At 59.8% G+C, this 26,312-nt stretch carries 23 protein-coding genes; 20 read left to right on the top strand and 3 right to left on the bottom strand.

The window, feature by feature from the left end; all coding sequences use genetic code 11:
* Positions 1-31 precede the first annotated feature (31 nt).
* The 16 genes from CWI75_RS14280 to CWI75_RS14205 all read left to right on the top strand — a co-directional run bounded on the left by CWI75_RS14280 (position 32) and on the right by CWI75_RS14205 (position 18,782).
* A complete protein-coding gene (locus CWI75_RS14280; protein ID WP_101522198.1) occupies positions 32-1,555 on the top strand; it encodes a fumarate hydratase in 1,524 nt (507 codons plus the stop codon).
* A gap of 18 nt (positions 1,556-1,573) precedes the next feature.
* Entirely contained in the window at positions 1,574-3,052 is a 1,479-nt protein-coding gene (gene sbcB, locus CWI75_RS14275; RefSeq protein ID WP_101522197.1) for an exodeoxyribonuclease I, read from the top strand.
* Positions 3,053-3,165: 113 nt separating this feature from the next.
* The gene (locus CWI75_RS14270; RefSeq protein WP_101522196.1) at positions 3,166-4,182 is read left to right on the top strand and encodes an aspartate carbamoyltransferase; all 1,017 of its coding nucleotides are present in this window, start codon (positions 3,166-3,168) and stop codon (positions 4,180-4,182) included.
* A complete protein-coding gene (locus CWI75_RS14265; protein WP_101522195.1) occupies positions 4,179-4,802 on the top strand; it encodes an NUDIX domain-containing protein in 624 nt (207 codons plus the stop codon). The genes CWI75_RS14270 and CWI75_RS14265 overlap by 4 nt, the downstream gene beginning before the upstream one ends.
* A 16-nt stretch (positions 4,803-4,818) precedes the next feature.
* Entirely contained in the window at positions 4,819-6,414 is a 1,596-nt protein-coding gene (gene murJ / locus CWI75_RS14260; RefSeq protein WP_277621772.1) for a murein biosynthesis integral membrane protein MurJ, read from the top strand.
* A gap of 105 nt (positions 6,415-6,519) precedes the next feature.
* Positions 6,520-7,467 (top strand): bifunctional riboflavin kinase/FAD synthetase, encoded by a 948-nt coding sequence (gene ribF, locus CWI75_RS14255; protein WP_101522194.1) that lies wholly within the window; start codon positions 6,520-6,522, stop codon positions 7,465-7,467.
* 27 nt (positions 7,468-7,494) lie between these two features.
* Positions 7,495-10,299 carry an isoleucine--tRNA ligase gene (ileS, locus tag CWI75_RS14250; RefSeq protein ID WP_101522193.1) on the top strand — a complete coding sequence of 935 codons (2,805 nt, stop codon included), beginning with the start codon at positions 7,495-7,497 and terminating at the stop codon, positions 10,297-10,299.
* Between the two features lie 4 nt (positions 10,300-10,303).
* Entirely contained in the window at positions 10,304-10,792 is a 489-nt protein-coding gene (gene lspA, locus CWI75_RS14245) for a signal peptidase II (RefSeq protein WP_101522192.1), read from the top strand.
* Positions 10,793-10,812: 20 nt separating this feature from the next.
* Complete coding sequence (locus tag CWI75_RS14240; RefSeq protein WP_101522191.1) at positions 10,813-11,268, top strand: FKBP-type peptidyl-prolyl cis-trans isomerase; 456 nt, start codon at positions 10,813-10,815, stop codon at positions 11,266-11,268.
* A complete protein-coding gene (gene ispH, locus CWI75_RS14235) occupies positions 11,268-12,218 on the top strand; it encodes a 4-hydroxy-3-methylbut-2-enyl diphosphate reductase (RefSeq protein WP_101522190.1) in 951 nt (316 codons plus the stop codon). Before CWI75_RS14240 ends, ispH begins: the two co-directional genes overlap by 1 nt.
* 141 nt (positions 12,219-12,359) lie before the next feature.
* Positions 12,360-12,920, top strand: a complete 561-nt coding sequence (locus tag CWI75_RS14230; protein ID WP_101522189.1) for a GspH/FimT family pseudopilin — start codon at positions 12,360-12,362, stop codon at positions 12,918-12,920.
* A complete protein-coding gene (gene pilV, locus CWI75_RS14225) occupies positions 12,920-13,528 on the top strand; it encodes a type IV pilus modification protein PilV (protein WP_101522188.1) in 609 nt (202 codons plus the stop codon). The genes CWI75_RS14230 and pilV overlap by 1 nt, the downstream gene beginning before the upstream one ends.
* A 56-nt stretch (positions 13,529-13,584) precedes the next feature.
* Positions 13,585-14,526 (top strand): PilW family protein, encoded by a 942-nt coding sequence (locus CWI75_RS14220; protein WP_101522187.1) that lies wholly within the window; start codon positions 13,585-13,587, stop codon positions 14,524-14,526.
* 67 nt (positions 14,527-14,593) lie between these two features.
* A complete protein-coding gene (locus tag CWI75_RS14215; protein ID WP_101522186.1) occupies positions 14,594-15,076 on the top strand; it encodes a PilX N-terminal domain-containing pilus assembly protein in 483 nt (160 codons plus the stop codon).
* 38 nt (positions 15,077-15,114) lie between these two features.
* Positions 15,115-18,318, top strand: a complete 3,204-nt coding sequence (locus CWI75_RS14210) for a pilus assembly protein (RefSeq protein WP_101522185.1) — start codon at positions 15,115-15,117, stop codon at positions 18,316-18,318.
* The gene (locus tag CWI75_RS14205; RefSeq protein ID WP_101522184.1) at positions 18,315-18,782 is read left to right on the top strand and encodes a type IV pilin protein; all 468 of its coding nucleotides are present in this window, start codon (positions 18,315-18,317) and stop codon (positions 18,780-18,782) included. Before CWI75_RS14210 ends, CWI75_RS14205 begins: the two co-directional genes overlap by 4 nt.
* Positions 18,783-18,794: 12 nt before the next feature.
* On the opposite strand, the gene CWI75_RS14200 is transcribed toward CWI75_RS14205, so the two are convergent.
* Positions 18,795-20,183, bottom strand: a complete 1,389-nt coding sequence (locus tag CWI75_RS14200) for a sigma-54-dependent transcriptional regulator (RefSeq protein WP_101522183.1) — start codon at positions 20,181-20,183, stop codon at positions 18,795-18,797.
* Between the two features lie 8 nt (positions 20,184-20,191).
* A complete protein-coding gene (locus tag CWI75_RS14195; protein ID WP_241521235.1) occupies positions 20,192-21,817 on the bottom strand; it encodes a sensor histidine kinase in 1,626 nt (541 codons plus the stop codon).
* A 160-nt stretch (positions 21,818-21,977) separates the two neighbouring features.
* On the opposite strand from CWI75_RS14195, the gene CWI75_RS14190 reads away from it, so the two are divergent.
* A complete protein-coding gene (locus tag CWI75_RS14190) occupies positions 21,978-23,609 on the top strand; it encodes an NAD+ synthase (protein WP_101522182.1) in 1,632 nt (543 codons plus the stop codon).
* Positions 23,610-23,611: 2 nt separating this feature from the next.
* On the opposite strand, the gene CWI75_RS14185 is transcribed toward CWI75_RS14190, so the two are convergent.
* Entirely contained in the window at positions 23,612-24,505 is an 894-nt protein-coding gene (locus tag CWI75_RS14185; protein WP_241521247.1) for an outer membrane protein assembly factor BamD, read from the bottom strand.
* A gap of 85 nt (positions 24,506-24,590) precedes the next feature.
* On the opposite strand from CWI75_RS14185, the gene CWI75_RS19020 reads away from it, so the two are divergent.
* The 3 genes from CWI75_RS19020 to pgeF are packed head-to-tail and all read left to right on the top strand — an operon-like array spanning position 24,591 to position 26,309.
* Positions 24,591-25,022, top strand: coding sequence for a S4 domain-containing protein (locus tag CWI75_RS19020; RefSeq protein ID WP_479459234.1), 432 nt, complete (start codon positions 24,591-24,593; stop codon positions 25,020-25,022).
* Positions 25,022-25,567, top strand: coding sequence for a pseudouridine synthase (locus tag CWI75_RS19015; protein WP_479459233.1), 546 nt, complete (start codon positions 25,022-25,024; stop codon positions 25,565-25,567). Before CWI75_RS19020 ends, CWI75_RS19015 begins: the two co-directional genes overlap by 1 nt.
* Positions 25,551-26,309, top strand: a complete 759-nt coding sequence (gene pgeF, locus CWI75_RS14175) for a peptidoglycan editing factor PgeF (protein ID WP_101522180.1) — start codon at positions 25,551-25,553, stop codon at positions 26,307-26,309. Before CWI75_RS19015 ends, pgeF begins: the two co-directional genes overlap by 17 nt.
* The last annotated feature ends 3 nt before the right edge of the window (positions 26,310-26,312 follow it).

The raw sequence follows: 26,312 nt of genomic DNA, 5'->3' as shown, positions 1-26,312 counted from the left end.
ATTCTCCAACCTCTGATACAAGGCACCTGCCATGACCATAATCCGTCAGGATGATCTTATTGATAGTGTGGCCGATGCGCTGCAATTCATTTCCTATTACCACCCGCTGGACTTCGTGAAAGCCGTTCATGAGGCCTGGGCGCTGGAGCAGAACCCCGCTGCGAAAGACGCCATGGCCCAGATTCTGATCAATTCACGCATGTGTGCCCAGGGACATCGCCCAATCTGCCAGGACACGGGCATTGTGACGGTATTCCTCAAAATTGGTATGAACGTGCAATGGGAAGGCTCTCTGTCGGTGGCGGACATGGTCAATGAAGGCGTACGTCGCGCCTACCTGCACCCGGATAACGTCCTGCGTGCCTCTATTCTCGAGGACCCCGCCGGTGCGCGCCGCAATACCAAAGACAATACGCCGGCAGTCATTCATATGGAGGTCGTCCCGGGTGATACCCTGGATGTGCAGGTGGCTGCCAAGGGTGGTGGTTCCGAGAACAAGTCCAAGCTGGCCATGCTTAACCCCTCGGACAGTATCGTGGATTGGGTGGTCAAGACGGTGCCGACCATGGGTGCGGGATGGTGTCCGCCGGGCATGCTGGGGATTGGCATCGGCGGCACGGCGGAAAAAGCCGCGGTAATGGCCAAGGAGGCCCTGATGGAGCCCATCGATATCCATGAGCTGCGCGCCCGTGGCCCATCCAGTCGCGCTGAAGAGCTGCGTCTGGAAATCATGGATGCCGTTAACCGACTGGGCATTGGTGCCCAGGGTCTGGGCGGCCTGACCACTGTCCTGGATGTCAAGATCAAGGACTATCCTACCCACGCCGCGTCGCTGCCGGTGGCGATGATTCCCAACTGCGCCGCTACCCGGCATGCTCATTTTGTGCTGGACGGCTCCGGCCCCGCGCTGCAAACCGCCCCGGACCTGGACGACTGGCCCGACATTACCTGGGAAGTGGGCGCGGATGTGCGCCGGGTTGACCTCGATACGGTGACCGCCGAGGAAGCGCAGCAATGGCAACCAGGGGATACCGTCTTGTTGTCCGGCAAAATGCTGACTGGCCGCGATGCCGCGCACAAGAAAATGAAGGAACTGATTGAAAGTGGCGAGGGCTTGCCCCCCGAGGTTGATCTCAAGGGTCGGTTTATCTACTACGTGGGCCCGGTTGACCCGGTGCGCGACGAGGTAATGGGCCCTGCCGGCCCCACCACGGCAACGCGTATGGACAAGTTCACCGACTTTATCCTTGAGCACACGGGCCTGCTGGGCATGATTGGCAAGGCCGAGCGCGGCCCGGTAGGTATCGAGGCTATAAAGAAGCACAAGGCCGTATACCTCATGGCCGTAGGTGGCGCTGCTTACCTGGTCTCCAGGGCCATCACCTCGGCGCGGGTAGTTGCATTCCCGGAGCTGGGCATGGAGGCCATTTACGAGTTTGAAGTGAAGGATATGCCGGTCAGTGTGGCGGTGGATGCCCGCGGCACGTCGGTACATGATATCGGCCCCAAAATCTGGCGGGCGAAGATCGAGGAACAGGCCATTAAACTCATCTGAGCAGGCGGGGCCCAGCTGATGGCGGCGCAGACCTTTTACTGGCACGACTACGAAACTTTCGGGGTGGATCCATCTCGGGACCGGCCTGTGCAGTTTGCCGGTGTGCGCACGGATGCCGAGCTGAATGTGATCGGCGAACCGCTGGTGATCTATGCGCGCCCGGCCACCGACGTTCTGCCCCATCCGGAGGCGTGTCTGGTCACCGGGATCAGCCCCCAGCTGGCGCTTGAGAAGGGTCTGCCGGAATGTGAGTTCATCCGCCGGATTCACGCCGAACTGTCGCAGCCGGGTACTTGCGGCGTGGGCTACAATTCCCTGCGCTTTGATGACGAGGTGACCCGCTTCACCCTGTATCGCAACTTCTATGATCCCTACGCGCGTGAATGGCAACAGGGTAATTCCCGCTGGGACATCATCGATATGCTGCGAACCGCCTGGGCCCTGCGTCCTGACGGTATCGAGTGGCCGCTACGCGAAGATGGCCTGGCCAGCTTTCGGCTGGAAGAACTGACAGCCGCCAACGGTATCAGCCATGCGGCGGCGCACGATGCACTGTCGGATGTTGAGGCCACCATTGCGATGGCGCGGCTGGTGCGCGAACGCCAGCCGCGCTTATATGACTATATCCTCGGCCAGCGTGACAAACGCAGTGTGCAATCGCAGCTTGACGTGGCAAGTATGAAGCCGGTGCTGCATGTGTCGGGCATGTTTGGTGGTGCGCGTTACAATACCGGACTGATAGTGCCGCTCGCGCCGCATCCGGACAACCGCAACGAGGTGATCTGTTTTGACCTGGAGAGCGATCCACAGATGTTGCAGGACATGTCGGTAGCCGAAATCCAGCAGGCCCTGTTCGCACGCCGCGATGTCCCGGAACCCGGCCAGGGAGGGCCGGACCAGGCTAGGTCCGGCCAGGCTAGGCCCGGCCTTAAAACCGTGCACAGCAACCGTTGTCCGGTGCTGGTTCCGGCCAAAATGGCCGACCCGGCCACAGCGGCTCGCATCGGCCTGAACGGACAGCGCTGCCGCGAGCATCTCGCCCTGTTGCGGCAGTGGCGTGAGCGCGATCCGGTCGCCTTTCTCAACAAGATCCAGGCAGTCTACCAGGGCCGCAGTTTCACACCGATAACTGACCCGGATCGCATGCTCTACAGCGGCGGTTTCTTCTCTGACCGCGATCGGCAGGCACTGCAAGGGGTACGCGAGGCGGCTCCGGAGGCGCTGGCCAGTCAGACCTTTGTTTTCGAGGACGCGCGGCTTCCGGAGATGTTGTTTCGCTATCGCGCCCGGAATTTCCCCGATTCCCTGTCGGCAGAAGAACAGGCCCAGTGGGATGAGTTTCGCTTCCAGCGACTTACCGAAGCCGAGGCCGGAGCCAGTATCTGTATGGATGAGTACCAGGCGCTGATCGAGCGCCTCCAGTCAGAGAGCCGGCCCCCGGCGCAGCAACAGCTGCTGCAGGACCTGCTTGATTATGGCGATAGCCTGCTGGCCTGAGACGGCGTGGTTATATTCCCGGCATGAGTCATGGGCAGGTCCGCAGTCGACCCGTATAATAGCCCCAGCTCCGCAGACAAGTGGGGCACGACACCAGCGTGGAGAGCTTTTGCGTGCAGTTTGCCGGTAGCCATATTCTCTCAATCGGCCCCTTCGAGCGGCCCGACGTTGAATACCTGTTTACGATCGCGGATCGCATGGAGCCTTATGCCCAGCGTCGTCGTGTGACCCGGGTACTTGATGGCGCCATTCTCGGTGCCATGTTTTTCGAGCCCAGTACTCGAACCCGGGTCAGTTTTGGCAGTGCTTTTAACCTCCTCGGCGGCGAAGTCCGCGAGACCACCGGCTTCGAGCAGTCAGCCATTGCCAAGGGTGAGTCACTGTACGATACCGCGCGGGTACTCAGTGGCTATTCGGACATCATCGTTATGCGTCATCCCCAGGAGGGTTCGGTGGCGGAGTTCGCCGCCGCCAGCCGGGTGCCGGTAATCAATGGCGGCGATGGCACTAACGAGCATCCTACCCAGGCCCTGCTGGACCTGTACACCATCAAGAAAGAGCTGGCAGGGCGCGGCCGTGGCATTGATAAGCTGCGTATCGCCATGGTGGGAGACTTGCGCTTCGGGCGTACGGTACATTCCCTGTGTAAGCTGTTGTGCCTGTTCGAGTCTATCCAGGTAGTACTGGTGTCGCCCGAGGAATTACGCATGCCCGCCGCCATTGTCGAACAACTGCGTGATGCCGGCCACCAGGTGCTGGAGTCAGAGGCGCTCGAGTCCAGCATCAAGCACGTGGATATTGTTTATTCCACCCGCATCCAGGAAGAGCGGTTCAGCTCACAGCAGGAAGCGGATCTCTATCGGGGACGGTTTCGTCTCAACCAGAGCATTTATACCGAGCACTGTGAGCCGAACACGGTGATCATGCATCCGCTACCCAGGGACTCCCGGGTGAGCGCTCGCGAGCTGGATGATGACCTCAATGACAATCCCAACCTGGCCATTTTTCGCCAGACGGATAACGGCCTGCTGGTGCGCATGGCCCTGTTTGCGCTGGTACTGGATGTTGTCGGGCAGGTGGACAGCCATGCCCGCGACGTCAACTGGTATACCGCCGGGCGTCGGGGATGACTTTCGAGCTCAAATTCAGCACCGATGATGTGCGCGTACTGGCCGATGAGGCCGCCTTTGAAGGGCATTTCAGCGTGCGGCGGCTTACCGTGCAGCATCGCCTGTTCGCCGGCGGCTGGAGCATACCCGTGGTTCGCGAGGTGTTTGAGCGTGGCGATGCGGTTGGCGTTTTGCCCTACGAACCCGAAACCGACAGCCTGATCCTGATTGAGCAGTTTCGCCCCGGTGCCCTGCGCGCCGCCGGCAGTCCCTGGATGCTGGAACTGATCGCTGGTGTGGTTGAGATCGGGGAGAGCGATGAGACGGTAGCGCACCGGGAAGCCGCAGAGGAAGCGGCCTGTGAATTGACCGAGCTGCTGCCCATTGCCAGCTATTACCCCAGCGCCGGCGCCTGTTCCGAACATGTACGCCTGTTTTGTGGCCGGGTAAAGACAGCGGGTGTGGGTGGTGTGCACGGTGCCGAGGCAGAGCATGAGGATATCCTGGTACATCGTATTCCACGCACCGAGGCACTGGCATTGCTGGCGGAGAACCGGATCCCCAATGCACACACCCTGATCGCCCTGCAATGGCTGCAAATCCACGGCGACAACCTGCGCCAGCGCTGGTGCGCGACATGATCGGTCACCCGTCGGCGTGACCAATACGTCGCTTCCTGATACACCGGCACCAGCGGCGCCGGGCCTGCTTCGGTCCAGCCTGCTGGTGGGCACCATGACCATGCTGTCACGGGTGCTGGGTTTGCTCCGGGATGTGGTCATAGCCGCGGTGGTGGGCGCTACCGCCAATGCCGATGCCTTTTTCGTGGCTTTCAAAATCCCCAATTTCCTGCGCCGGTTGTTTGCCGAAGGCGCTTTTGCCCAGGCGTTTGTGCCGGTACTGGCAGATTACAAGGAAGAGGGTAGTGTGGCTGCAGTGCGCGCGCTCATAGACCGGGTGGCGGGAGTGCTGGGCGGTACCCTGCTACTGGTGACATCCCTGACCATCCTTGCCGCACCACTGGTGACTGCGCTGTTCGCGCCGGGGTTTGTCGGTGACCCCTACAAGTACGAACTTACCGTACAGATGATCCGCATTACGTTTCCCTATCTGCTGCTGATTTCCATGACCGGCTTGTGTGGGGCAATCCTCAACAGTTATGGACGCTTCGCAGTACCGGCGCTGACGCCGGTATTCCTCAACCTGTCCCTTATTGGCGCAGCCCTGGTGGCCTCACCCTGGTTTGAAGAGCCGGTATTTGCCCTGGCGTGGGGGGTGGCACTGGCGGGTGTAGTCCAGCTGTTGTTCCAGATTCCCTTTCTGTACCGCCTGGAACTCGTGCCCCGGCCGCGCTGGGATACTCGAGATCCCGGCGTACGACGTATTCTCAAATTGATGGTACCGGCACTGTTTGGGGTATCGGTCAGCCAGATCAACCTGCTGCTGGACACCGTGCTGGCGTCATTCCTCCCCACCGGCAGTGTCTCCTGGTTGTATTATTCCGACCGGCTGATGGAATTGCCCCTGGGCGTATTTGGCGTGGCGATCGCCACAGTGATCCTGCCCAGTTTGTCTGCCAATCGCGCCGGGGCGCGTATGGACCAGTTCAGCCTGACCCTGGACTGGTCAGTGCGCTCAATCCTGTTAATCGCCGTACCGGCCGCACTGGCGCTGCTGCTGCTCGCGGAGCCTATTCTGGTTACCCTGTTCCAGTACGGTGAATTTATGCCCCGGGATGTGGGCATGGCGGCAATCAGCTTGCAGGCCTACAGTCTCGGGCTTGGCGGCTTCATGCTGATCAAGGTGCTCGCGCCGGGTTTTTATGCCCGCCAGGATACGGCGACCCCGGTGAAGATCGGTATTATCGCCATGGTCGCGAACATGGTGCTGAATTTGGTATTCGTACTGCCGCTGATGTATTTTTTTGAGCTCGGGCATGTCGGCCTGGCGCTGGCTACCAGTGTTGCGGCCTATCTCAATGCCGGCTTGTTGCTACGGGGGCTGATGCGGGAACAGGTGTTTGTGTTCCAGCCCGGCTGGTCCCGTTACAGTGTGCGATTGTTGGTGGCCGCCACGGGTATGGCGATCACCGTGTACTGGTTTAGCCCCGGCACCGAGGTCTGGCTGGCCTGGAGCCTGCCACAGCGGGTGTGGCAGCTGGCACTGACCTGCACCGCGGGTGCGGGCACCTACCTCGGCCTGCACGCCCTGCTGGGAACCCGTTTGCACCACCTTCGCGCCCCCCTGCGGTAAAACCCATGCACGGACCCGATCGCAGCAATTGCCCACACGGCATAGGCTCGGGGGTGGGTTTTCGATATACTCCTGTGTTTGATCTGAGAGGGTGATCCCGACTCCATGGAGCTGATTCGAGGCCTGCACAATCTGCGGCCAAGACACCGTAATTGCGTGGTTACGATTGGCGCTTTTGATGGGGTGCATCTTGGCCATCAGGCGGTCATCCGCCAGCTGCAGGAAAAGGCCGCGGAGCTGGCCCTGCCGTCCATGGTGATTGTATTTGAGCCGCTGCCGCGGGAATACCTGACGCCACTCACCGCGCCGGCACGGATCATGAGTTTCAGGGAGAAAGCCCTGGCGCTGCAGCAGCTGGGTGTCGACCGTGTGCTACGCGTGACCTTCAACGAACGCCTGCGCAGCATGAGTGCACAGGCGTTCATCGACGAGATCTTTGTCGATGCCCTGGGAGTGCGCTACGTTGTTCTGGGTGACGATTTCCGCTTCGGCAATGATCGCCAGGGCGATGTGGAGTTTATCCAGCAGCAGGGCAAGCGCTATGGCTATGAAGCGGGGGCCACCGACACCCTGGAACTTGGTCAGGAACGTGTCAGCAGCACCCGGATCCGCAAGGCCCTGGCAGAGGCCGATTTCCCCCTGGCAGAACGGCTGTTGAGTCGTCCTTACAGTATGAGTGGCAAAGTGGTCTACGGGCGCCAGCTTGGGGCCAAGCTGGGGTTCCCAACCGCCAACCTGGAGCTGCACCGACTGCGTTCGCCGCTGTCGGGGGTGTATGCGGTGCGGGTACGGGGCGCGGGCCTGGATGGTGCGCCGGCGGTTGCCAACGTCGGTACCCGGCCAACGGTTAACGACAGTATTCGTGCCAACCTTGAAGTACATGTGCTTGACGGTGAACCGCAGTTATACGGCAAACATATCGAAGTGACTTTCCTGCACAAGCTGCGGGAAGAAGAGAAATTTCCATCCATTGATATCTTGCGGCAACAGATTGCCCGGGATACAGACCACGCCCGCCAATGGTTTGCCGAGCACGACTTCGCCGGCCGCTGAACGAACAGGAACTGGATTGACAACTGCATGAGTGATTACAAGAGCACACTGAACCTGCCGCAAACGGCTTTTCCGATGAAGGCCAGCCTGGCCCAGCGGGAGCCCCAGCGTTTACTGCAGTGGCAGGAGGCGGGGTTGTACCGGAAAATCCGCGCCGCCAGTGCCGGACGGCCACTGTTTATCCTGCACGATGGTCCGCCCTACGCCAATGGTGATCTGCACCTGGGCCATGCCGTTAACAAGATCCTCAAGGATATTATCGTCAAGTCAAAAACCCTTGCCGGGTTTGACGCGCCCTACGTGCCCGGTTGGGATTGCCATGGCCTGCCGATTGAGCTCAACGTGGAGAAGAAAGTCGGTAAACCCGGCGTCAAGGTATCGGCAGCGGATTTTCGGCAAAAGTGCCGTGATTACGCCGCTACCCAGGTTGATCGGCAACGTGAGGATTTTATCCGCATGGGTGTCCTGGGTGACTGGCACAATCCCTACCTGACCATGGATTTCCAGTTTGAAGCCGATATCGTGCGCACCCTCGGCCGTATCATCGACAATGGCCACCTGCACAAGGGCTTCAAGCCCGTGCACTGGTGTCTGGACTGTGGCTCCGCCCTGGCCGAGGCCGAGGTGGAGTATCAGGACAAACGGTCTACCGCCATTGATGTCGCCTTTCCGGTGCTGGACCCGGCTGCGGTTAACGCGGCCTGCGGCAGTGACTATGCCGGTGAAATTGCAGTGGCCATCTGGACCACAACACCCTGGACCCTGCCTGCCAACATGGCGGTGTCCCTGCATCCCGAGCTGGAGTATGTGTTGCTGGCCGGGGAAGGGCGCGCCCTGGTCGTGGCTGAGGAGCTGGCGGCCTCGGTGGTGACACGATACGGCCTGCCGGCGCTGGAGATCCTGGGCCGCTGCAAGGGGCGTGCTCTGGAGGGCCAGCTGCTGCAGCATTGCTACCTGCAGCGGCAGGTGCCGGTGGTGCTGGGCGAACATGTGACCACTGAGGCCGGAACGGGCGCGGTACACACTGCTCCGGCCCACGGCCAGGATGACTACATTGTTGGGCAGGAGTACGGCCTCGAGGTATATAACCCGGTGGGCGGCAATGGTGTCTATTTGCCGGACACCGAGCTCTTTGCAGGCCAGCATGTACACAAGATTGATGCCGGCATGCTGGAATTACTGCGAGAGCGTGGAACACTGCTGCACACCGAGGGTTACGATCACTCCTATCCGCACTGCTGGCGGCATAAAACGCCGATTATCTTTCGCGCCACGCCACAGTGGTTTATCAGCATGCAGCAGCAGGGCTTGCTGCAACAGGCACTGGCGGCGGCAGAGCAGGTGGAGTGGGTGCCGGAGTGGGGCAAGTCGCGTATCGAATCCATGTTGGCGCAGCGCCCGGACTGGTGTATTTCCCGCCAGCGTACCTGGGGTACGCCAATCACCCTCTTCATTCACCGGGAAACCGGTGAATTGCATCCGCAGACCGGCGAACTGATTGAAGCCATAGCCCAACGAATTGAGAGTCGTGGTATCGACGCCTGGTTTGATCTCGGTGTGGAGGAACTGCTGGGCGACGAGGCCGTGGCCTACGAGAAAGTGACCGACACCCTGGATGTGTGGTTTGATTCCGGTGTTACCCACGCCTGCGTCCTGCGCCGGCGCGAGGGCTTGCGGTCACCCGCGGATTTATACCTGGAGGGTTCCGACCAACACCGTGGCTGGTTCCAGTCCTCGCTGCTAACGGGTATCGGCGCCTACGGTGAAGCCCCTTATCGCCAGGTGCTTACACACGGGTTCACGGTTGACGCCCAGGGTCGCAAGATGTCCAAATCGCTGGGTAACGTGATTGCCCCGCACAGTGTGATGAATGACCTCGGTGCGGATATTCTGCGCCTGTGGGTCGCTGCTACCGATTATCGTGGCGAGCTCACCGTCTCCGATGAAGTGTTCAAGCGCACGGCGGACTCCTACCGTCGGATACGCAATACCGCACGCTTTTTGTTGTCCAACCTGACCGGTTTCAATCCAGCCACGGATGCGCTGGCTTTTTCGGAGCTGTTGTCGCTGGATCGCTGGGCAATTGACCGCGCCGCGTGCCTGCAGGAGGAACTCTCTGCCGCTTATGACGACTACCAGTTTCACTTGATCTACCAGAAGCTGCACAACTTTTGCAGTAACGACCTGGGGGGCTTTTATCTCGATGTGATCAAGGATCGTCAGTACACAACCCGGGCCGATAGCACCGCCCGTCGATCGGCGCAGACCGCGCTGTATCATATCGCGGAGGCACTGGTGCGCTGGGTGGCGCCGATCCTGAGCTTTACCGCGGATGAAATCTGGGAAAACCTGCCCGGTGAGCGCCCCGAGTCCGTGCTTTTATGCCAATGGTATGGCGAATTGCATACTCTCCGCGGCGATGAGCCCATGGGGCGCGACTACTGGCAGCAGGTCATGGCGATACGCGCGGCGGTGAACCGGGAAATCGAGGTCCAGCGTGCCGCGGGTGCGGTTCGCGGATCCCTGGATACGGTGGTGACCCTGTATGTTTCCGAACCATTGCGGGCGCTGCTGGAAGCCCTGGGTGACGAGCTGCGGTTTGTACTGATCAGCTCGGGAGCTGAACTTGAGCCCCTGGCCGCCGCGCCGGAAAAGGCCGCCGCCACCGAGCTGGACGGGTTGCGCCTGCAGGTGCTGGTATCTACCGACGCCAAGTGCGAGCGCTGCTGGCACCGTCGCCCGGATGTGGGGACACACAGCGTACACCCGACACTGTGCGGCCGTTGCATAGAGAATATCGACGGGGCAGGGGAGCAGCGGCACTTTGCGTAAGTTGATGTGGCACGGCCAGTGGTACCTGCTGGCGCTGGTCGTTATCGGCCTGGACCAGGTGACCAAGACCCTGGCTGAGAGTTATCTGCAATATGGGCAACCGCTGGTGCTGACTGCCTGGTTCAATCTCACATTGCAGTATAATACCGGGGCGGCCTTCAGTTTTCTCAGTGAGGCCGGTGGTTGGCAGCGGTATTTTTTTAGCACCGTGGCCGTGGTGATGAGCATTGTGCTGGTGGTCTGGCTGTCTCGCCTGAGCCGCCGGCAGTGGCTGCTGGCGCTGGCGCTGGCCTTGATTCTCGGCGGCGCAATCGGCAACCTGTGGGACCGGGTGATGCTGGGTCATGTCGTCGACTTCATTTCGGTGCATTATGGCGGGTATTACTTCCCGGCCTTTAATATTGCGGATTCAGCGATTACCGTGGGCGCACTATGCATGATTGTTGACAGTTTTCTGGCTCGCGACATAGCGGCCGTAAAAAATGGTGATTAAGCGCGTATGAGTATTGTGATATGAACACTTTGGCTGTAGCCGTGGGTGAAGGTACCCGGGTGTTTCTCAATTTTTCAGTGAGCCTGGAAGACGGATCTGAGGTGGATACCAATTTTGGCGCCGAGCCGGTGGATTTTGTGGTGGGCGACGGTAGTCTTTTGCCGGGTTTTGAGCAGCGCCTGATAGGCATGGCGCCCGGCGAACGGCAGTTGTTTAAAGTGCCACCGGAGGATGCATTCGGGCAGCCCAATGACAACAATGTGCAGGTGATGTCGCGGCAGCACTTTGATGACGACGCCGGACTGGAAATTGGCGTGATGTTTGCGTTTGCCGATGCCGCCGGTGGCGAATTGCCGGGACTGGTTGTGGCCTTTGATGACGCCGAGGTTACCGTCGATTTCAATCACCCCCTGGCCGGCCGTAATATCCTGTTTGACGTACTGATACACCGGGTAGAACCGGCGGAGTTGCATTAATGGATATCCAGCTGGCGAACCCACGCGGTTTTTGTGCGGGGGTGGACCGCGCGATCGATATCGTCAACCGGGCGCTGGATATTTTCGGTGCGCCGATTTATGTTCGCCACGAAGTCGTACACAACAAATTTGTGGTAGATGACCTGCGTTCCCGGGGCGCGATTTTCGTCGACGAGCTGGAAGAAGTGCCCGATGACTGCATTGTGATTTTCAGTGCCCACGGCGTTTCCCAGGCGGTGCGCGTGGAAGCCGGGCGCCGCGGCCTGAAAGTATTCGATGCCACCTGCCCGTTGGTCACCAAGGTTCATATCGAGGTGGCGCGCTACAGCCAGGACGGCAGCGAGTGTGTGCTGATCGGGCACCGCGGCCATCCCGAGGTTGAGGGCACCATGGGCCAGTACGATCGTGCCGCCGGTGGCGATATCTATCTGGTGGAAGATGAGCGCCAGGTGGAAAGCCTGGTGGTGCGCAACCCGGATAACCTGTTCTATGTTACCCAGACCACGCTGTCTGTTGACGATACCGCAAAGGTGATTGATGCCCTGCGACGGCGGTTCCCGAATATCCAGGGGCCGCGCAAGGATGACATTTGCTACGCCACCCAGAACCGCCAGGATGCGGTTAAAGAACTGGCCGGGCGGTGTGACCTGGTATTGGTAGTAGGATCGCCCAACAGCTCCAACTCGAATCGGCTGCGGGAACTGGCGGAACGTATGGGTAGTGTCGCCTACCTGATAGACAACGTGGCCGATATCGATCCGGCATGGCTGCAGGGTAAGAGTCACATCGGCGTGACCGCGGGGGCTTCTGCGCCCGAGGTGCTGGTTGCCGAAGTCGTGGCAGGCTTGCAGGCGCTCGGTGCACAGGCGCCGGTTGAACTGGTCGGTCGCCCTGAGAATGTCACATTTTCCCTGCCGCGAGAGTTGCGCATTCCCGCTGAAAATCTCTAGCTTTTTACATCCCGGCGCGCCTGGCTGGCGCCGGAGCTGATCCATACCGTCCTCCTTTAGTCATATCCCGCCGTTCTCTGGTGTTCACTCCATTGCTGATTAAGCTGGAGATAACAAACAGGGAGATGAGTTGTGAGCAGAATGTCAGCGCACAGGCCTGCCAGGGGGCTTACCCTGGTGGAACTCATGATCGTCGTCGCCATGGTGGGTATCATGGCCGCCGTCGCGGTGCCGGGTTTTCAGGGTGTACAACAGCGGTTGCAGCTGCGGGCCGAGGCAAGTCGTTTACTGGTTGCCCTTAACCTGGCCCGCAGCGAAGCAGTGAGGCAGGGTATCCCGGTGAGCTTGTGTCCCTCTGCCTATGCGGACACCGGCGAACAAGTCTGTGCGGGTGATTACTCCGATGGCTGGATTGTCTTCAGTAATCGTGCCCGGAACCGGGTTATAGACCAGCACGACGTAATGCTCCAGGCCTATGAGCCGATGCACCGTAATCTGCTATTGACCAATCGCGCGGGAACGACCCGGTCCGAAGAACTGATAACCTTTATGCCGGATGGTTCAGCAGGACGTAACCGCACACTCATGATCTGCTCCCGGCAGCGTCCTGATCTCTCCTCCTGGAGCCTGGTGATGAATGTGGTCGGCAGGTCGCGATTGGTCCGTGGCTGGGGCCGCTGCCCACAGGATGGTGCAGTCTGATGGCCTGTCTGTGGCCGCGAAAATATCAGTCCGGCGTCGGTCTGGTGGAAGTGCTGATCGCCACGCTGGTCTTTGCCGTGGGCTTGCTGGGTATGGCAGGGCTCCAGCTGGCGGCAAAAAAGAACAGCCATGAGGCCCTGCAACGGTCCATCGCGACCAGCCTGGCGCGCGATATCGTCGAGCGCATCCACAGTAACCCCGGCCAACTCAGCCAGTATCTGCTGGAAGACATAACGGCTCCCATAGCCGGCGCTAAAGACTGTGCCAGTGCCCCCGGCTCTACCGAGACTGCGGCGCTTTGCACCCCGGCTGAGCTTGCGGCATATGACCTGGCAGACTGGCGGGCCCTGCTGTTTGGGGCCGCGGAAACCGTGGTAATCAATGCGGCGGTAGTCAGCGCAGGAGGGTTGGTTGACCCTCGCGCCTGTATCCGCAGTAGTGGGCGCGATGTCAAAATAGTACTCGCATGGCGCGGGGTGAACCCAATGACCAGCAGTGCCGAGTCGGATTGTGGTGCGGGCGCTGGTATTTATGGACCCGAAGATGAGCTGCGCAGACTGTTGGTACTCACTACACAGGTTGCCGGTTTCAGTGGGACTGCCCTGTGACTGGTCACTGGCATCCTGTCACACGGTACCAGTATGGTCTGTCACTGCCGGAGCTGATGATTTCAATGCTGCTCGGCCTCCTGTTGTCCTCGGCCATTGTTGCGATCTACCTCGAGAACAGGCAGCAGTATCTGGTTACTGATGAGATGGCGCGGCTGCATGAAAATGGCCGCTTTGCGCTGAACCTTCTCCGGCGCGAACTCATGCTGGCAGGCTTTTTCGGCAGCCAGGTGGCGCGGGAGGGTGAATTGCCACCGGCACCCGCTGCAGGCTGCAGCCTTACAGCGGGGGGTGCCGCGGTAAAGACGCCCGGCCTGGACCTGCTCGATGATGCCAGTGGCACACAGCCGGTGTCAGTCGGTGGCGCCGTTCTTGACTGCATAGCCGCCGGCAATTTGCAGCCCGGGAGCGATCTGCTGTTGATAGGGCGCGTGGCCGGCGAGGCCACGATCAAAAATGGTGTCTATCAGGCGAACACCTCATCAGTCGCCACTGGTCACTGGTATTTGCGCACCCTGGCACCCGAGACAGTGGCTGGATGGTGGCAGGCCGGTACGGTTCCTGCCGAACAGCTGGGTAACGGGACGGGAGTGGATTACTGGCGACTTCACTCCAGGATTTTCTATGTCAGGCGCTATTCAATTAGCGCCGCTGACGGCATTCCCACACTGTGTGCCGAGCGACTCTCGACCTCCGGTATGAACACCCAGTGCCTCGTGGAGGGAATCGAACACCTGCAGCTGGAGATTGGTATTGACCATAACGGCGATGGCGTTGCGGAGCTGTATTCAGGGCGTCCCAATGCCGACCAGTTAGAGGCCGCCGTAGTGGCCCGGCTACACCTGTTGGTAAGGAGCCTGTCGCCTGTGGCCGGTTACCGCAATAGCAAGCGTTACCAGCTGGGGCAAACAGTTCTTACAGCATTCAATGACCGGTATCTCCGACGGGTTTTCAGCACCACCATCGCACTGCGTAATATCGCAGCAGTAGCGGGTTGAGAGGTTGTTCACGCCGACCACAGGTGCAGGTTTCGAGCCAGCCCATGGCGGGGCTGAAAGGGGGCAGGTGTTACTGCTTGCCATGCTTTTCCTGTTGTTGCTGGGCCTGATCGCGAACACCGTCATCAATACCAGTATCCTGGAATTCCGCATGGCGGGTAATGACCAGTTTCGTGAGCAGGCTTTCCAGAAAGCTCGTGGTATCGCCAATGCCCTTGTGGCACACATCAGCCATTTCCCGGTCACTGGCGGCGTCGGCTATACCCTGTGTGAGCGTGATGCAGTATGTGATTCACCCACGCTCGCTGTTTCCGCTACCGCGGAAGCCGTTGAACCCGGCGTGAACGTGGAGTACCGGATTGTTCGACAGGCTCCACTGCTGTCGAGTCATCATCCGTTCCGGCAGGTGGAGAATGAAGCCTCAGCCACCGGAAATTTTGCCGTTGCGCTGTTTGAAATCATTGTAGAAGTAGATGGTGTGGACGTCGGTCTCGGCAGTGCCCGCGTGGTGCAGGGCGTGGCGATACGCATTGCCTCTGGGGCCGGTTAACGGGTGGGAATCAGTTCATAGACAGTTGAGTGAAGACGATGAGAGCAAGGCAGAAATGGACGAATGCCGCAGCATTGTTGGTGATTGGTTTGTTGTTATGCAAGAGCGGATTTGCCGACGATATTGACGTATACGTAGGCGGTACGTTGCCGGTCACGCCTTACCTGTTCATGTTGCTGGATGTGCGTGCAACAGCCGACGCAGAACCAGTGTGTATTTACAATAAGGATTGCGCACCGAAAATGTCGGCAGCGGCCCATGCCCACCTTGCCGGGTTCCATGCGGATGCCGACAATGTCACGATGGCGGGCGGTGTAAAAGCTGTGCTTGCCGCCGTGCTGGACAATCCGCTGTTCAATGATGTTGAGCTGGCGTTGGCGGTTTCCAATAATAGAGGTAATACGCTGTTAATAGAGGGCGAGCCCATTGTCGGTGGTGGTACCCTGCTGCAGGGTTACCGGCGCCTGGGTGACGCGCGTGTAGACATTCAGGCGAGCATAAAGTCCCTGCCGGAACTACCCGCCGCCGACCCCCAGTCGTTGCAACCGGTGGCCGCCTACCTGGAGTGGTACCGGTATCTGAACGGCAGGAATGTTTTATCGGGTAGAAATACCCGCGGCAACTTCGGGCTGGACCGCCCGCTGCCGGATCACGATCCGGGCATCATGGCCGGGCCCCGCTATATCTCCCCGTTTGCTTCATCCGATACCTGTCCACGTCTGTATTCCATGGTGCTGGCAACAGGTGAGGTAAGTGACGATGCCGACCTCGATGATATTTATCGTGCTGGCCTGTACCCGGGTGGGCCTGGATTTGACGAGTTGTTGCGCCACTTTCATCAGCCGGGTACTGATCTTGCGCCTCTCCATCGGGCTCTGGTTCAGTTGCAGAAAACATGGATCATCAGCGCGACGGACCGTCTGGAACAGGCAGACGCTCAAGCAGCGGCGGGAGGTGGCACGCTGATTTCCGGTTTACGTGATCTTCATGCACTGGAGCGCGATCTAACCACTGCGCTGGGCGACATGATTGCCGATGCGAGTACAGCGGTTGCAGCATCGGTGCCGGTCAGCGCGTTCGGCCAGGTCGGCAAGAACGGCGAGTTGTTCATCACCCTGTTTGCGGCCCAGCCCACAGTGGGCTGGCCCGGTAATCTCAAAAAACTTCGTCTGGTAAAACCTGCTCGGGTGGTACCTGCCAACAGTGAGACACCTGTGGACCGCTCGGTAACGGACAGCCCGATAGTGGATAGCAGGGGTAATCCCGGCCTCACGCTGGCGGGAAAGGATAAAGGGCGAATTGCCTTTGATGCCCTGACCTTCTGGACCGATGTCGATGCATTGCCTTCGACGTTGGGTAACCCGATGATCCCCGGGGCGGCCGATGGCAGGATCGTCACCCGTGGCGGTGCCGGACAAAAGATTCCCGGGTTTATCGCAAGCGACGGCCAGGAAGTCGGTAGTGTTAATGGCGCCAACACCCGCCAGCTTTATGTCGAGCCGGCACTGGTACTCAATGGCGCAGCGAACGGTAACAGGCTGCTTGCCTTCAATGCCGATGAGGCTACAGCCGCTGATCTGCAGACACGACTGGGTGCGCAGAGTAGCACCGAGGCCCTGGCGTTGATTCGCTGGGCCAGGGGCCTGCGTGACGACGGCCGGTCACCCTACGCCGGGGCCTGGCTGCTCGGTGAAAACCTGCATTCGCGCCCTGCAATACTTGACTACGGCGCCATTGGTGGCGGCTACGACGCTGCCAACCCGGCTGTGCGCATACTGTTCGGTAGCGGTGACGGGATATTCCACATACTCGAGAATACCGATCGTGCGGGTAATGAGAGCGGGAGGGAGGTGGTGGGCTTTTTACCCCGTGAATTATTGTCCAATATTCGTACCCGCCGGGCAGGCACCAGGCCCAGTGGCAAAATGCTGTACGGGATTGACGGTGCGCCTGTGCTGTTTACCAGGGACCGCGACCAGGATGGCGCCCTCAAGGCGGAGGACGGCGACGAAGCGTATGTCTACTTTGGTTTGCGCCGTGGAGGCGCCAGTTACTATGCGCTGGATATCAGCGACGCCACTGCACCGCCCTCACTGCTATGGAAGATCAGCCGCACCACCGGCGGTGACTTCGACGAGCTAGCGCTCAGTTTTTCAACACCGGTTGTCGGCAAGGTCAGGTACGGAGGCAGCAGCCGTGACGTACTGGTTTTTGGTGGCGGTTACAACGGTGGCTGGGACGCTGATCTGGAGCACCGTATCGGCAAGGACCTCAGCGCCGCAGCGGACGACATTGGCAACGCGATTTACATTGTCGATGCTCGCAGTGGCGAACTGGTGTGGAAAGCCATCGGCGGGCTCACCGCGGTTCAGAGCAACCGGCATTATGTTCACACTGGCCTGGTGGACAGTATTCCCTCCACGGTTAGCGCACTGACGGATGCCGGCGGTCACATTCACCGGCTCTATGTAGGTGACACCGGCGGCACGGTCTGGCGTGTCGATCTGCCTGTGGGCAACAGCACAGATACCGATCATCGTGCCAACAACTGGTTCATCAGTAAGCTGGCGTCATTGGGCGGCGCAGATCCGGCCAGTGATGACCGGCGTTTTTTCCATGCCCCACAAGTCGTGGAGGTGCTCGATGATACCAGGGCATCTTTCGATGGCGTTATTATCTCAAGCGGTGACCGTGCACACCCCAACGAGACAGCGGTGACCAACTTCCACTTTTACCTCAAGGACTATCACACCACCAGTGGTGACCCTGGAGTAAAAAGTCGGGCACCTCTCACGCCCGACGATCTGCCGACTCGCACAAATTGCCTGTCTGGTAGTGAGCCTGGTTGCGACACGGCACTCCACAATGGCTGGAAGATTGAATTGGCCGGCTCTGGCGAAAAGGGCTTATCCAGCCCCCTCGTGGATGCGGGGCGGGTATTCCTGACCACCTTTACCCCGGGGGAGGAAGGCTGTATTTCCGCTGTCGGTGAAGGCCGCTTGTACGTAGTGCAGCTCGCCGACGGTGCGGCGGTGAACGCCTCCAGTCGGGTGTTTAGCCTGGGTGAGGGCATTCCTGCTGATCCTGTCCTGCTCGCTGAGGGCATACTGATTCCGGGGGGCGGCATAACCGGTGAAGGAACGACGGATGATAGCCTGCACCTGTCCGGACCGTTAATCGAGAGCCTTGCGCCACGCCTGTTCCAGCTTTACTGGCGAGAACCCGGCATCGACAGGTTGTGAGTTCCGCGACGAAGGCAAGGGACCAGCGGCATCACCAGAACGGGGTCACCCTGATTGAGCTGATGGTTGTGGTGCTGATTGTCGGGTTGCTGCTGGTGCTGATGTTACCGGCCTACCAGGGTCAGGTGCGCAAGGCCGGCCGTACGGTCGCGCAGGCCGAATTATTTAGGCTGCTTGCCCGCCAGGAAGAGTTTTTCGTTAATAACCGCCAGTATGCCGCAGCGTTTAATGATCTTGGCATGACAGCAGATACTGCCTACCGAATAGATGATGGCGGGGCGCAGGTAGCAACCGGCGGTATTTATCTCATTACGTTGTTAATGGAAGTCAGCGGCCGGGGTTTCAGTCTCTCTGCCACCCCGGTGGGTTCGCAGGCGCTGGATACGGTGTGCGGCACTCTGCAGGTGACGTCGACCGGCATAAAGTCGGCCACTGGCCCGGGCCAGGCGACGCAGTGCTGGTAATTAGCCCGGTGTTCAATCTTCCAGCTTCAGCTTTTGCAGGCGGTAACGCAAACTACGGAAACTGATACCCAGGAGCTTTGCGGTTGCGGTTTTGTTCCAGCGGCATTGTTCCAGTGCCGCGCTGAGTATCTGCCGTTCAATATCCTCGAGATAGGCCTCCAGGTTACCGTAGGCGGCTTCAACGTCTGTTGATGTATCGCTGCTTCCGTTACCGGTACTGCCATTACCTTTCCGGGTCTCCACAGGCGGCCGGTCCGACAGCTGCAGGTCGCGTGCGCTAATGGTATCGCCCTCGGCGAGAGCAAACGCGCGTTCCAGGATATTCTCCAGCTCCCGCACGTTGCCCGGAAAGTGATAGTGCGCCAGCGCAGCCATGGCAGACGATGCGAGAGTGGGGGGGCTGGCGCCGCTCGCTTCCGCGATACGCAGTAACAGTACCTGCGCCAGGCCAGGCAGGTCTTCCAGCCTCTCTCTCAGGCTGGGGACATGGACATCAATGACATTGATACGATAATACAGGTCATTGCGGAAATACCCTGTCTGTACTTCGGCGGCCAGATTCTTGTGGGTTGCACTGAGCAGGCGTACATCGGTGGGATATTCCTCGCTCGCGCCGACCGGGCGCACGGCCTTTTCCTGTATCGCACGCAGTAACTTTACCTGCATTGCCAATGGCAGGTCTGCCACTTCATCCAGGAACAGGGTGCCGCCCTGGGCTGCCTGGAACAGACCCAGTTTGTCGCGATTGGCGCCACTGAAGCTTCCTTTCAGGTGGCCAAAAAATTCGCTCTCCATGAGTTCTGGAGGAATCGCGCCACAGTTTACCGCGATGAAGGGTCGCTCCGCCCTGGGGCCACTGCTGTGGATCAGCCTGGCCACAACTTCCTTGCCCACCCCGGACTCGCCGTGGATATGGACCGGCGCCTGGCTCCGCGCAAGCTTTGAGATCTGCTCTCGCAGGGCGATGATACCGGGCGCGTTACCGACCAGACCGCTGGTACTGTGCTCCGCTATCGCAGCCGGTTGAGGCTGGTCGTTCAGGCGCAGCGCCGAGCTAACCAGGTTACGCAGCCGCTCCAGCTCAATGGGCTTGCTGATAAAGTCGAAGGCACCGGCCTTGAGTGCCGAAATTGCAATCTCCACACTGCCGTGAGCGGTGATCATGGCCACTGGAATATGTGGGAAATCGCCCTGGATATACTCAACCAGGCTGATGCCATTGCCATCCGGCAGGCGCATGTCGGTCAGGCACAAATCCGGCTGTAACGCCTGAATTTTTTCGCGGGCCTCCTGCAAGGTGGCGGCGCTGGATGACTGCAGGCCCATGCGGCTGAGGGTAATACCCAGCAATTCGCGGATGTCGGGTTCGTCATCGACGATCAGCACGGTTTGTGTGCTCATAAGGGTCCTTAAAATGCGCGTTGGTTCAGGGACAGCCGAAAACAGCTTTCGCCACTGCTGGTGGTTCTGTAATGGAGACCGGCGTTATTGATTTCACACAGTTCTTTACACAGGAACAGACCCATGCCGCTGCCTTCCTCAACCGTCGTATAAAACGGTTCAAACAGCTTTGAGCGTTCCTTTGGCGGCACACCGGTGCCCTGGTCGACGACATCAATCAGGCACTGGTGCCGACTGAACTCCAGGGTAACCTCAACTCTCGCCGTTTCCCGTCCTGTCGCCATCTTACTGTGACGCAGCGCATTGTCCAGCAGGTTGCCCAGCACCCGCTGCAGGTTTTCCTGGTCAAACTCCACCAGTAAATCGGGATAACTGCAATCAACGGTAATTTCAGCTTCGTCCCTGATAGTGTCGAGGTGTCGGCCAATGAAGTCGGGCAACCACTCCGCCAGCAGCAAATACTCGGGCTTTGGCAGCTCCCGGCGGGATATCTGCATGACGCTCTCTACCGTCTGGTTCACGCGTTTGCTGTGTTGCTGGATAATATCGGCCAGGCGCTGGTCCGCTGGCGCCAGGGTAGTGGATTCCTGGAGCAGTTGTGCAGCGTGGCTGATGGCGCCCAGGGGGTTGCGGATTTCATGGGCAATACTCGCAGTCAGCCGCCCCAGGGAACTGAGCTTCAGCGACTGTGCCTGCTGTGTCACCGGCGTATAGTCCTCAAGAAATACCAGGGTCTCGCGCTCGGTGCCGGGCTGCAGTGCCTGGAAGTGGGCCATGACCTGGGGTGCTTCTTCAGAAACCCGGAAAGGCTGCATCCGATGCTGGTCGGTTTCGCGCCAATATTGATACTGGGCCGCCAGCTCGGGGCTGTAGTCTGCCAGTTTCCTTCCCTGTTCCATGGTGATGGCCCGATCCGGGGAGAGTAGCGGGCTGGCAGCCTTGTTCAGGACCCGCACCGCGCCCTCTTCAGTAACAAGCAGGATACCGGTTTGCATATGTTGCACGATCTGCTCATTCAGGCGCTGGAGGTTGTACAGGTCACTGGCCCGGTCGCGCGCCAGTTCCTCGGCCCGGGTCAGGCGCCAGGCGACAAACTGTACCATCACCGAGACACCAAAGATCAGCAACCCCAGCAGGCCGACACGGAACAGTTCATTGATGCCAATCTCGTTGCGCAGTATCAGCCATACGGTATCAGCGAGGGTGGCAAGCACACTTAGGGCGGCGATCAGCGTGGCCAGGGTGCGATTGGGAATCATCACTGCACTGGCGGCTACCGTAATAACCAGCAAAACGGGTAGCCCGCTGGTCATGCCACCGCTGGCATCGGTCATCAGCACTATAGCGACAATATCAACCAGGAAGACAAGGAACAGCATGCGCTGGTTGTAGCGCCAGTCACTGGCCAGCGACCCCAATAGCAGGGCGCTGGTCCCGAGATAAAGCAATGCAACAGTGACGTACAGGGTCGGGTTGAGGCTGCCCACCAATTGCCGTGTGTTGGGGCTCACCAGCATGATCAGCAATGCGATCGACAGCAGCGACCTGTAGCCTACGTAGATGCGGAACAGTACGGCGTTTTGCTGGGAAACGCTGTGGGGACTGGGCCGGGTAAGGATTGCGGGTCGGTTCACGCCTGGAAGAGCCCTGGTCAATAGTGAAACGCTAGTGTAACAGGCCTGTTGGGTTGGGGAATGCGTTAAACGTCCATCCTAATTTGTCGCGAGGGCTGGCAGCGGCCGCGGGTTTACCGGAAAATGGTGTTTTGGCTGAACGCGATACCGGACCCCCCCTATGACCACCCTCAACATCTTGATGGCCCAAATGAACACGCTCGTAGGCGACTTCGAGGGTAATACCGCGAAGGTCATCGCCACGGTGAAGAGTGCCGAGCAACAGTGTGCAGAACCGGTAGTGGTGTTCCCCGAGCTCACCCTGATCGGTTATCCCCCCGAGGACCTGCTGTTGCGGCCCAGCGTGGAACTGCGGGTCAATCAGTCGCTGGAGACAATTTGCGCCGCGATGACCGGTAATGCCTGGGTAGTGCTGGGGTATCCGCGCCGGGAAGGTATCGCGCTTTATAATGTGGCCGGGGTCATCCATCGGGGCAAGCTGGTGGCGGAATACCGCAAGCAATGCCTGCCCAACTACGAAGTATTTGACGAGAAGCGTTATTTTCAGGCCGGCGACGCACCCTGCGTAGTGACCATTGCCGGTGTCAGGGTTGGCTTGACCATATGCGAGGATATCTGGGAAACGGCGCCCGTGCGCGATTCTGTACAGGCAGGCGCGGAACTGCTGCTGAACCTGAATTCATCGCCCTATCATCGTGGCAAGCGGGTCGAACGCTGGAGTCTTGTGGGTGAGCGTGCCAGCACCAACAACTGCCCTATCGTTTATGTAAACCAGGTAGGCGGACAGGACGAGCTGGTATTTGACGGCGGCTCGTTCGCCGTAGATGCCGAAGGTAAAGTGTGTGCCTCGGTACCGCATTTTGTTGAAGGCGATTACTGGCTTACCGCGCACAAGTCGGATGCGGGCATCAGCTTTGGCGGTCTCGAGGTTGAGCCGGCAATGGATGAACTGGAAGCGACCTGGCAGGCACTGGTGTTGGGGATGCGCGACTACGTCAACAAGAATCGCTTCCGCGGCGTTGTACTGGGGCTTTCCGGGGGGATTGACTCCGCACTTACTCTGGCGGTGGCGGTGGAAGCGCTGGGGCCCGCGCGGGTGGAGGCGGTGATGATGCCGTTTCGTTATACCCTGCAAATGAGTGTTGAGGATGCGGCGGAGCAGGCCCATCTGCTGGGGGTCAAGCACAAGGTCATTTCCATTGAACCCATGTACGAGGCCTTTATGGCCAGCTTGCAGGAAGAATTTGCCGGTACCCAGCCCGATACCACGGAGGAAAATCTGCAGGCCCGTTGTCGGGGCGTGATATTGATGTCCATCTCCAACAAAAAAGGCCTGCTGGTGCTGACCACCGGCAACAAGAGTGAGCTGGCAGTGGGCTATTCCACATTGTACGGTGATATGGCCGGCGGCTTTGACGTGCTCAAGGACATACCCAAGACCCTGGTATTCGAGCTGTCGCGCTACCGCAACACGTTTGGGCCCTGCATCCCACAGCGAGTGATTGACCGCCCGCCCTCGGCAGAGCTGGCGCCCGACCAGAAAGATGAGGACAGCCTGCCCCCGTACCCGGTACTGGATCGTATTCTGGAACTGTATGTAGAGCAGGATTTCAGCGCGTCGGCGATTATAGCGACCGGTATGGACGCGGAGCAGGTGCACCGGGTGTTACGGCTGGTGGATATCAATGAATACAAGCGGCGACAGGCGCCGATCGGTGTCCGCACCACGCGCCGCGGCTTTGGCCGCGACCGTCGTTATCCGATTACGTCCGGCTGGACGCTGGGGGACTGATATCAGCGAACGTTTTCGTACAGTTCGCGGCTGTCGAACTGAGGGGGCGGTGTTGGATCAAACAGACCCAGGGTGGCCTTGTTGATCCAGGAACGCTGCATGCCTTCCAGCGAATAGCGGCTCTTGAAGTTGCCGTCCTTGTCCAGCGCCGGATAATCCGGGTAATTCAGCGCCAGTACTTCAATCGCGTCCTCGGCAAGATCGCTCATGCCCAGCAATATATAGCCCTGGGCCATGACTGCGAGGCCGTCGGGAACAGCGGGTGTGCGCTGGAAATTTTCCACCACATAGCGACCACGGTTGGCGGCCGCCAGATAGGCGCCGCGGCGAAAGTAGTAATTGGCGACGATAATTTCATGCCGGGCCAGCAGGTTGCGCAAGTGCACCATTCGAGCCTTGGCGTCGGCTGCATAGGGGCTGGCGGGAAAACGCGACACCAGCTGCGAAAATTCCGCAAAAGCCTCCCTGGCATGACTGGTATCGCGACTGCTTACGTCAGTGGGCAGGAAGCGCGCGAAAACGTCTGACTTGGCCGAGTAGGCAGCCAGGCCCTTCATGTAATAGGCGTAGTCGACACTGGGATGCTGCGGGTGAAGACGGATGAACCTGTCGGCCGCTTCCACGGCAGCTTCGTGCTGGAAAGCACTGTAGTGGGCGTAGATCAGCTCCAGCTGGGCCTGTTCCGCGTATTTGCCGAATGGATAACGCGATTCCAGCAACTGCAGGCTGCGTACGCCGAGGTCAAAACTCTTGTTGCGCAGGTAACGCTGGGCATTCTCGTACATCTGCTGTTCACCGGAATCGGCGGACAGTTCCTCGTCATCCTGGCTGGCGCAGCCGAAAAGCAGGACTGCGAGCAGCAGGGCGGTAGTGATTTTCAATGATCTCAGCAAGATGGCAACCGTTGGCGTGTTAGAATTGACGTTTTGGCAAGGCCTCCTATTTAAACACATAGGTGCGGGGGCATAAACAGGAATTCCAATGACAGAGAAAATCCGTGCCCGGGCCGAAGTGGGACCAGAACTTGACGGCGAGCGGTTAGACCAGGCCGCTGCCCAACTGTTCCCCGAATATTCCCGGTCCCGACTGCAAACCTGGATCAGGCAGGGTGAACTACTGGCGAACGGGCAGCAGTGCCGGCCTCGGGATAAGGTGCACAGTGGTACCTCGCTGACGCTGGATGCCCTGCTGGAAGACGAGGTCAACTGGCAACCGGAGGCCATTGACCTCGACATTCTGTATGAGGATGAAGCGATCCTGGTGTTGAACAAGCCGGCCGGGCTGGTGGTGCACCCCGCGGCGGGCCATGCCGATGGTACCCTGGTTAACGCCTTGCTCGGTCACGCACCCGGCATGGCGCTACTCCCCCGGGGCGGCATCGTTCATCGGCTGGACATGGAAACCTCCGGGTGATGGTGGCAGCCAAAAGCGTGCGGGCCCATCATAACCTGGTGGAGCAGCTGCAGGCGCGCACGGTCAAGCGCCAGTACGTCGCGGTTTGTATCGGCGCCATGACCGGCGGGGGTACCGTTGACGAGCCTATCGGGCGGCATGCGCGGCAGCGCAAGAAAATGGCGGTCAGGGTCACCGGCGGCAAAACGGCAATCACGCACTACCGGGTCACCAAACGCTTCGCTCATCACACCCGGATCGCCGTTAACCTGGAAACCGGCCGCACCCACCAGATCCGGGTGCACATGGCACACAGGCACTACCCGTTGATCGGTGATCCGCTCTATGGCGGTCGCCCCCGGATCCCCAAGGGGGCGTCCGAGAGGTTGATAGACGCCCTGCGGGGTTTCCGTCGACAGGCACTGCATGCCGAGGCGCTGGGACTTATTCATCCGGTAACCGGAGAACATATGCAGTTCGAATGTCCGCTACCCGCTGATCTGGAAGCCCTGCTGCTGGTGCTTGCGGAGGAAGATCCGGTGGCAAACCGTGCTGATTACAGCTGACTGGCCGGCGCCGCCAGAGGTTCTGGCATTTACCAGCACCCGGCAAGGAGGCATCAGTACAGGTGCCTGTCAGGGATTTAACCTGGGCGATCATGTGGGGGACGCGCCCGCCGCGGTGCAGGCCAATCGCGCGGCACTGCAGGCACTGTTGCCTGCGGGTACCCGCCTTTCCTGGTTACAGCAGTGTCATGGGATAGAGGTGGTAGAAGCCTGCGGACAAGGTCCCGTCCCCACTGCAGATGCCAGCTGGACTGCCCGGCCCGGAATCGCCTGCGCCATCATGACCGCCGATTGCCTGCCGGTATTACTGTGCGACCGGGCCGGCTCCGTGGTGGCTGCCGCCCATGCGGGCTGGCGCGGGCTGCAGGCGGGTATTCTTGAAGCCACGGTGAAAGCCCTGCCGGTAGTCCCCGGCGAGTTGCTGGCCTGGCTTGGCCCGGCGATCGGGCCCGATGCATTCGAAGTGGGCGCCGAAGTGCGCGCAGCCTTTTGTGATGTTGCCGGGTCGGCCCGAGCTGAGATTGCAGCCTGTTTTCGCCCCTCGCCCCTTGCCGGGCATTACCTGGCGGACTTGTATGCGCTGGCTCGCCTGCGTCTGCGACAAGCAGGAGTGACCGCCGTTTACGGCGGCGGCCTGTGTACCTTTGGGGATGCCGCCCGTTTCTATTCTTATCGCCGTGATGGCCAGACCGGTCGCATGGCGACCTTGATCCAGCTCAAGGCCACGCCGGTTAGCCGCTGAACC

It is taken from the genome of Kineobactrum sediminis (assembly GCF_002868715.1).
In the GTDB taxonomy this organism is placed as follows: domain Bacteria; phylum Pseudomonadota; class Gammaproteobacteria; order Pseudomonadales; family Halieaceae; genus Kineobactrum; species Kineobactrum sediminis.
The sequence above is the reverse complement of the archived record's forward strand: the minus strand, read 5'-3'. Positions and strand labels throughout refer to the sequence as shown.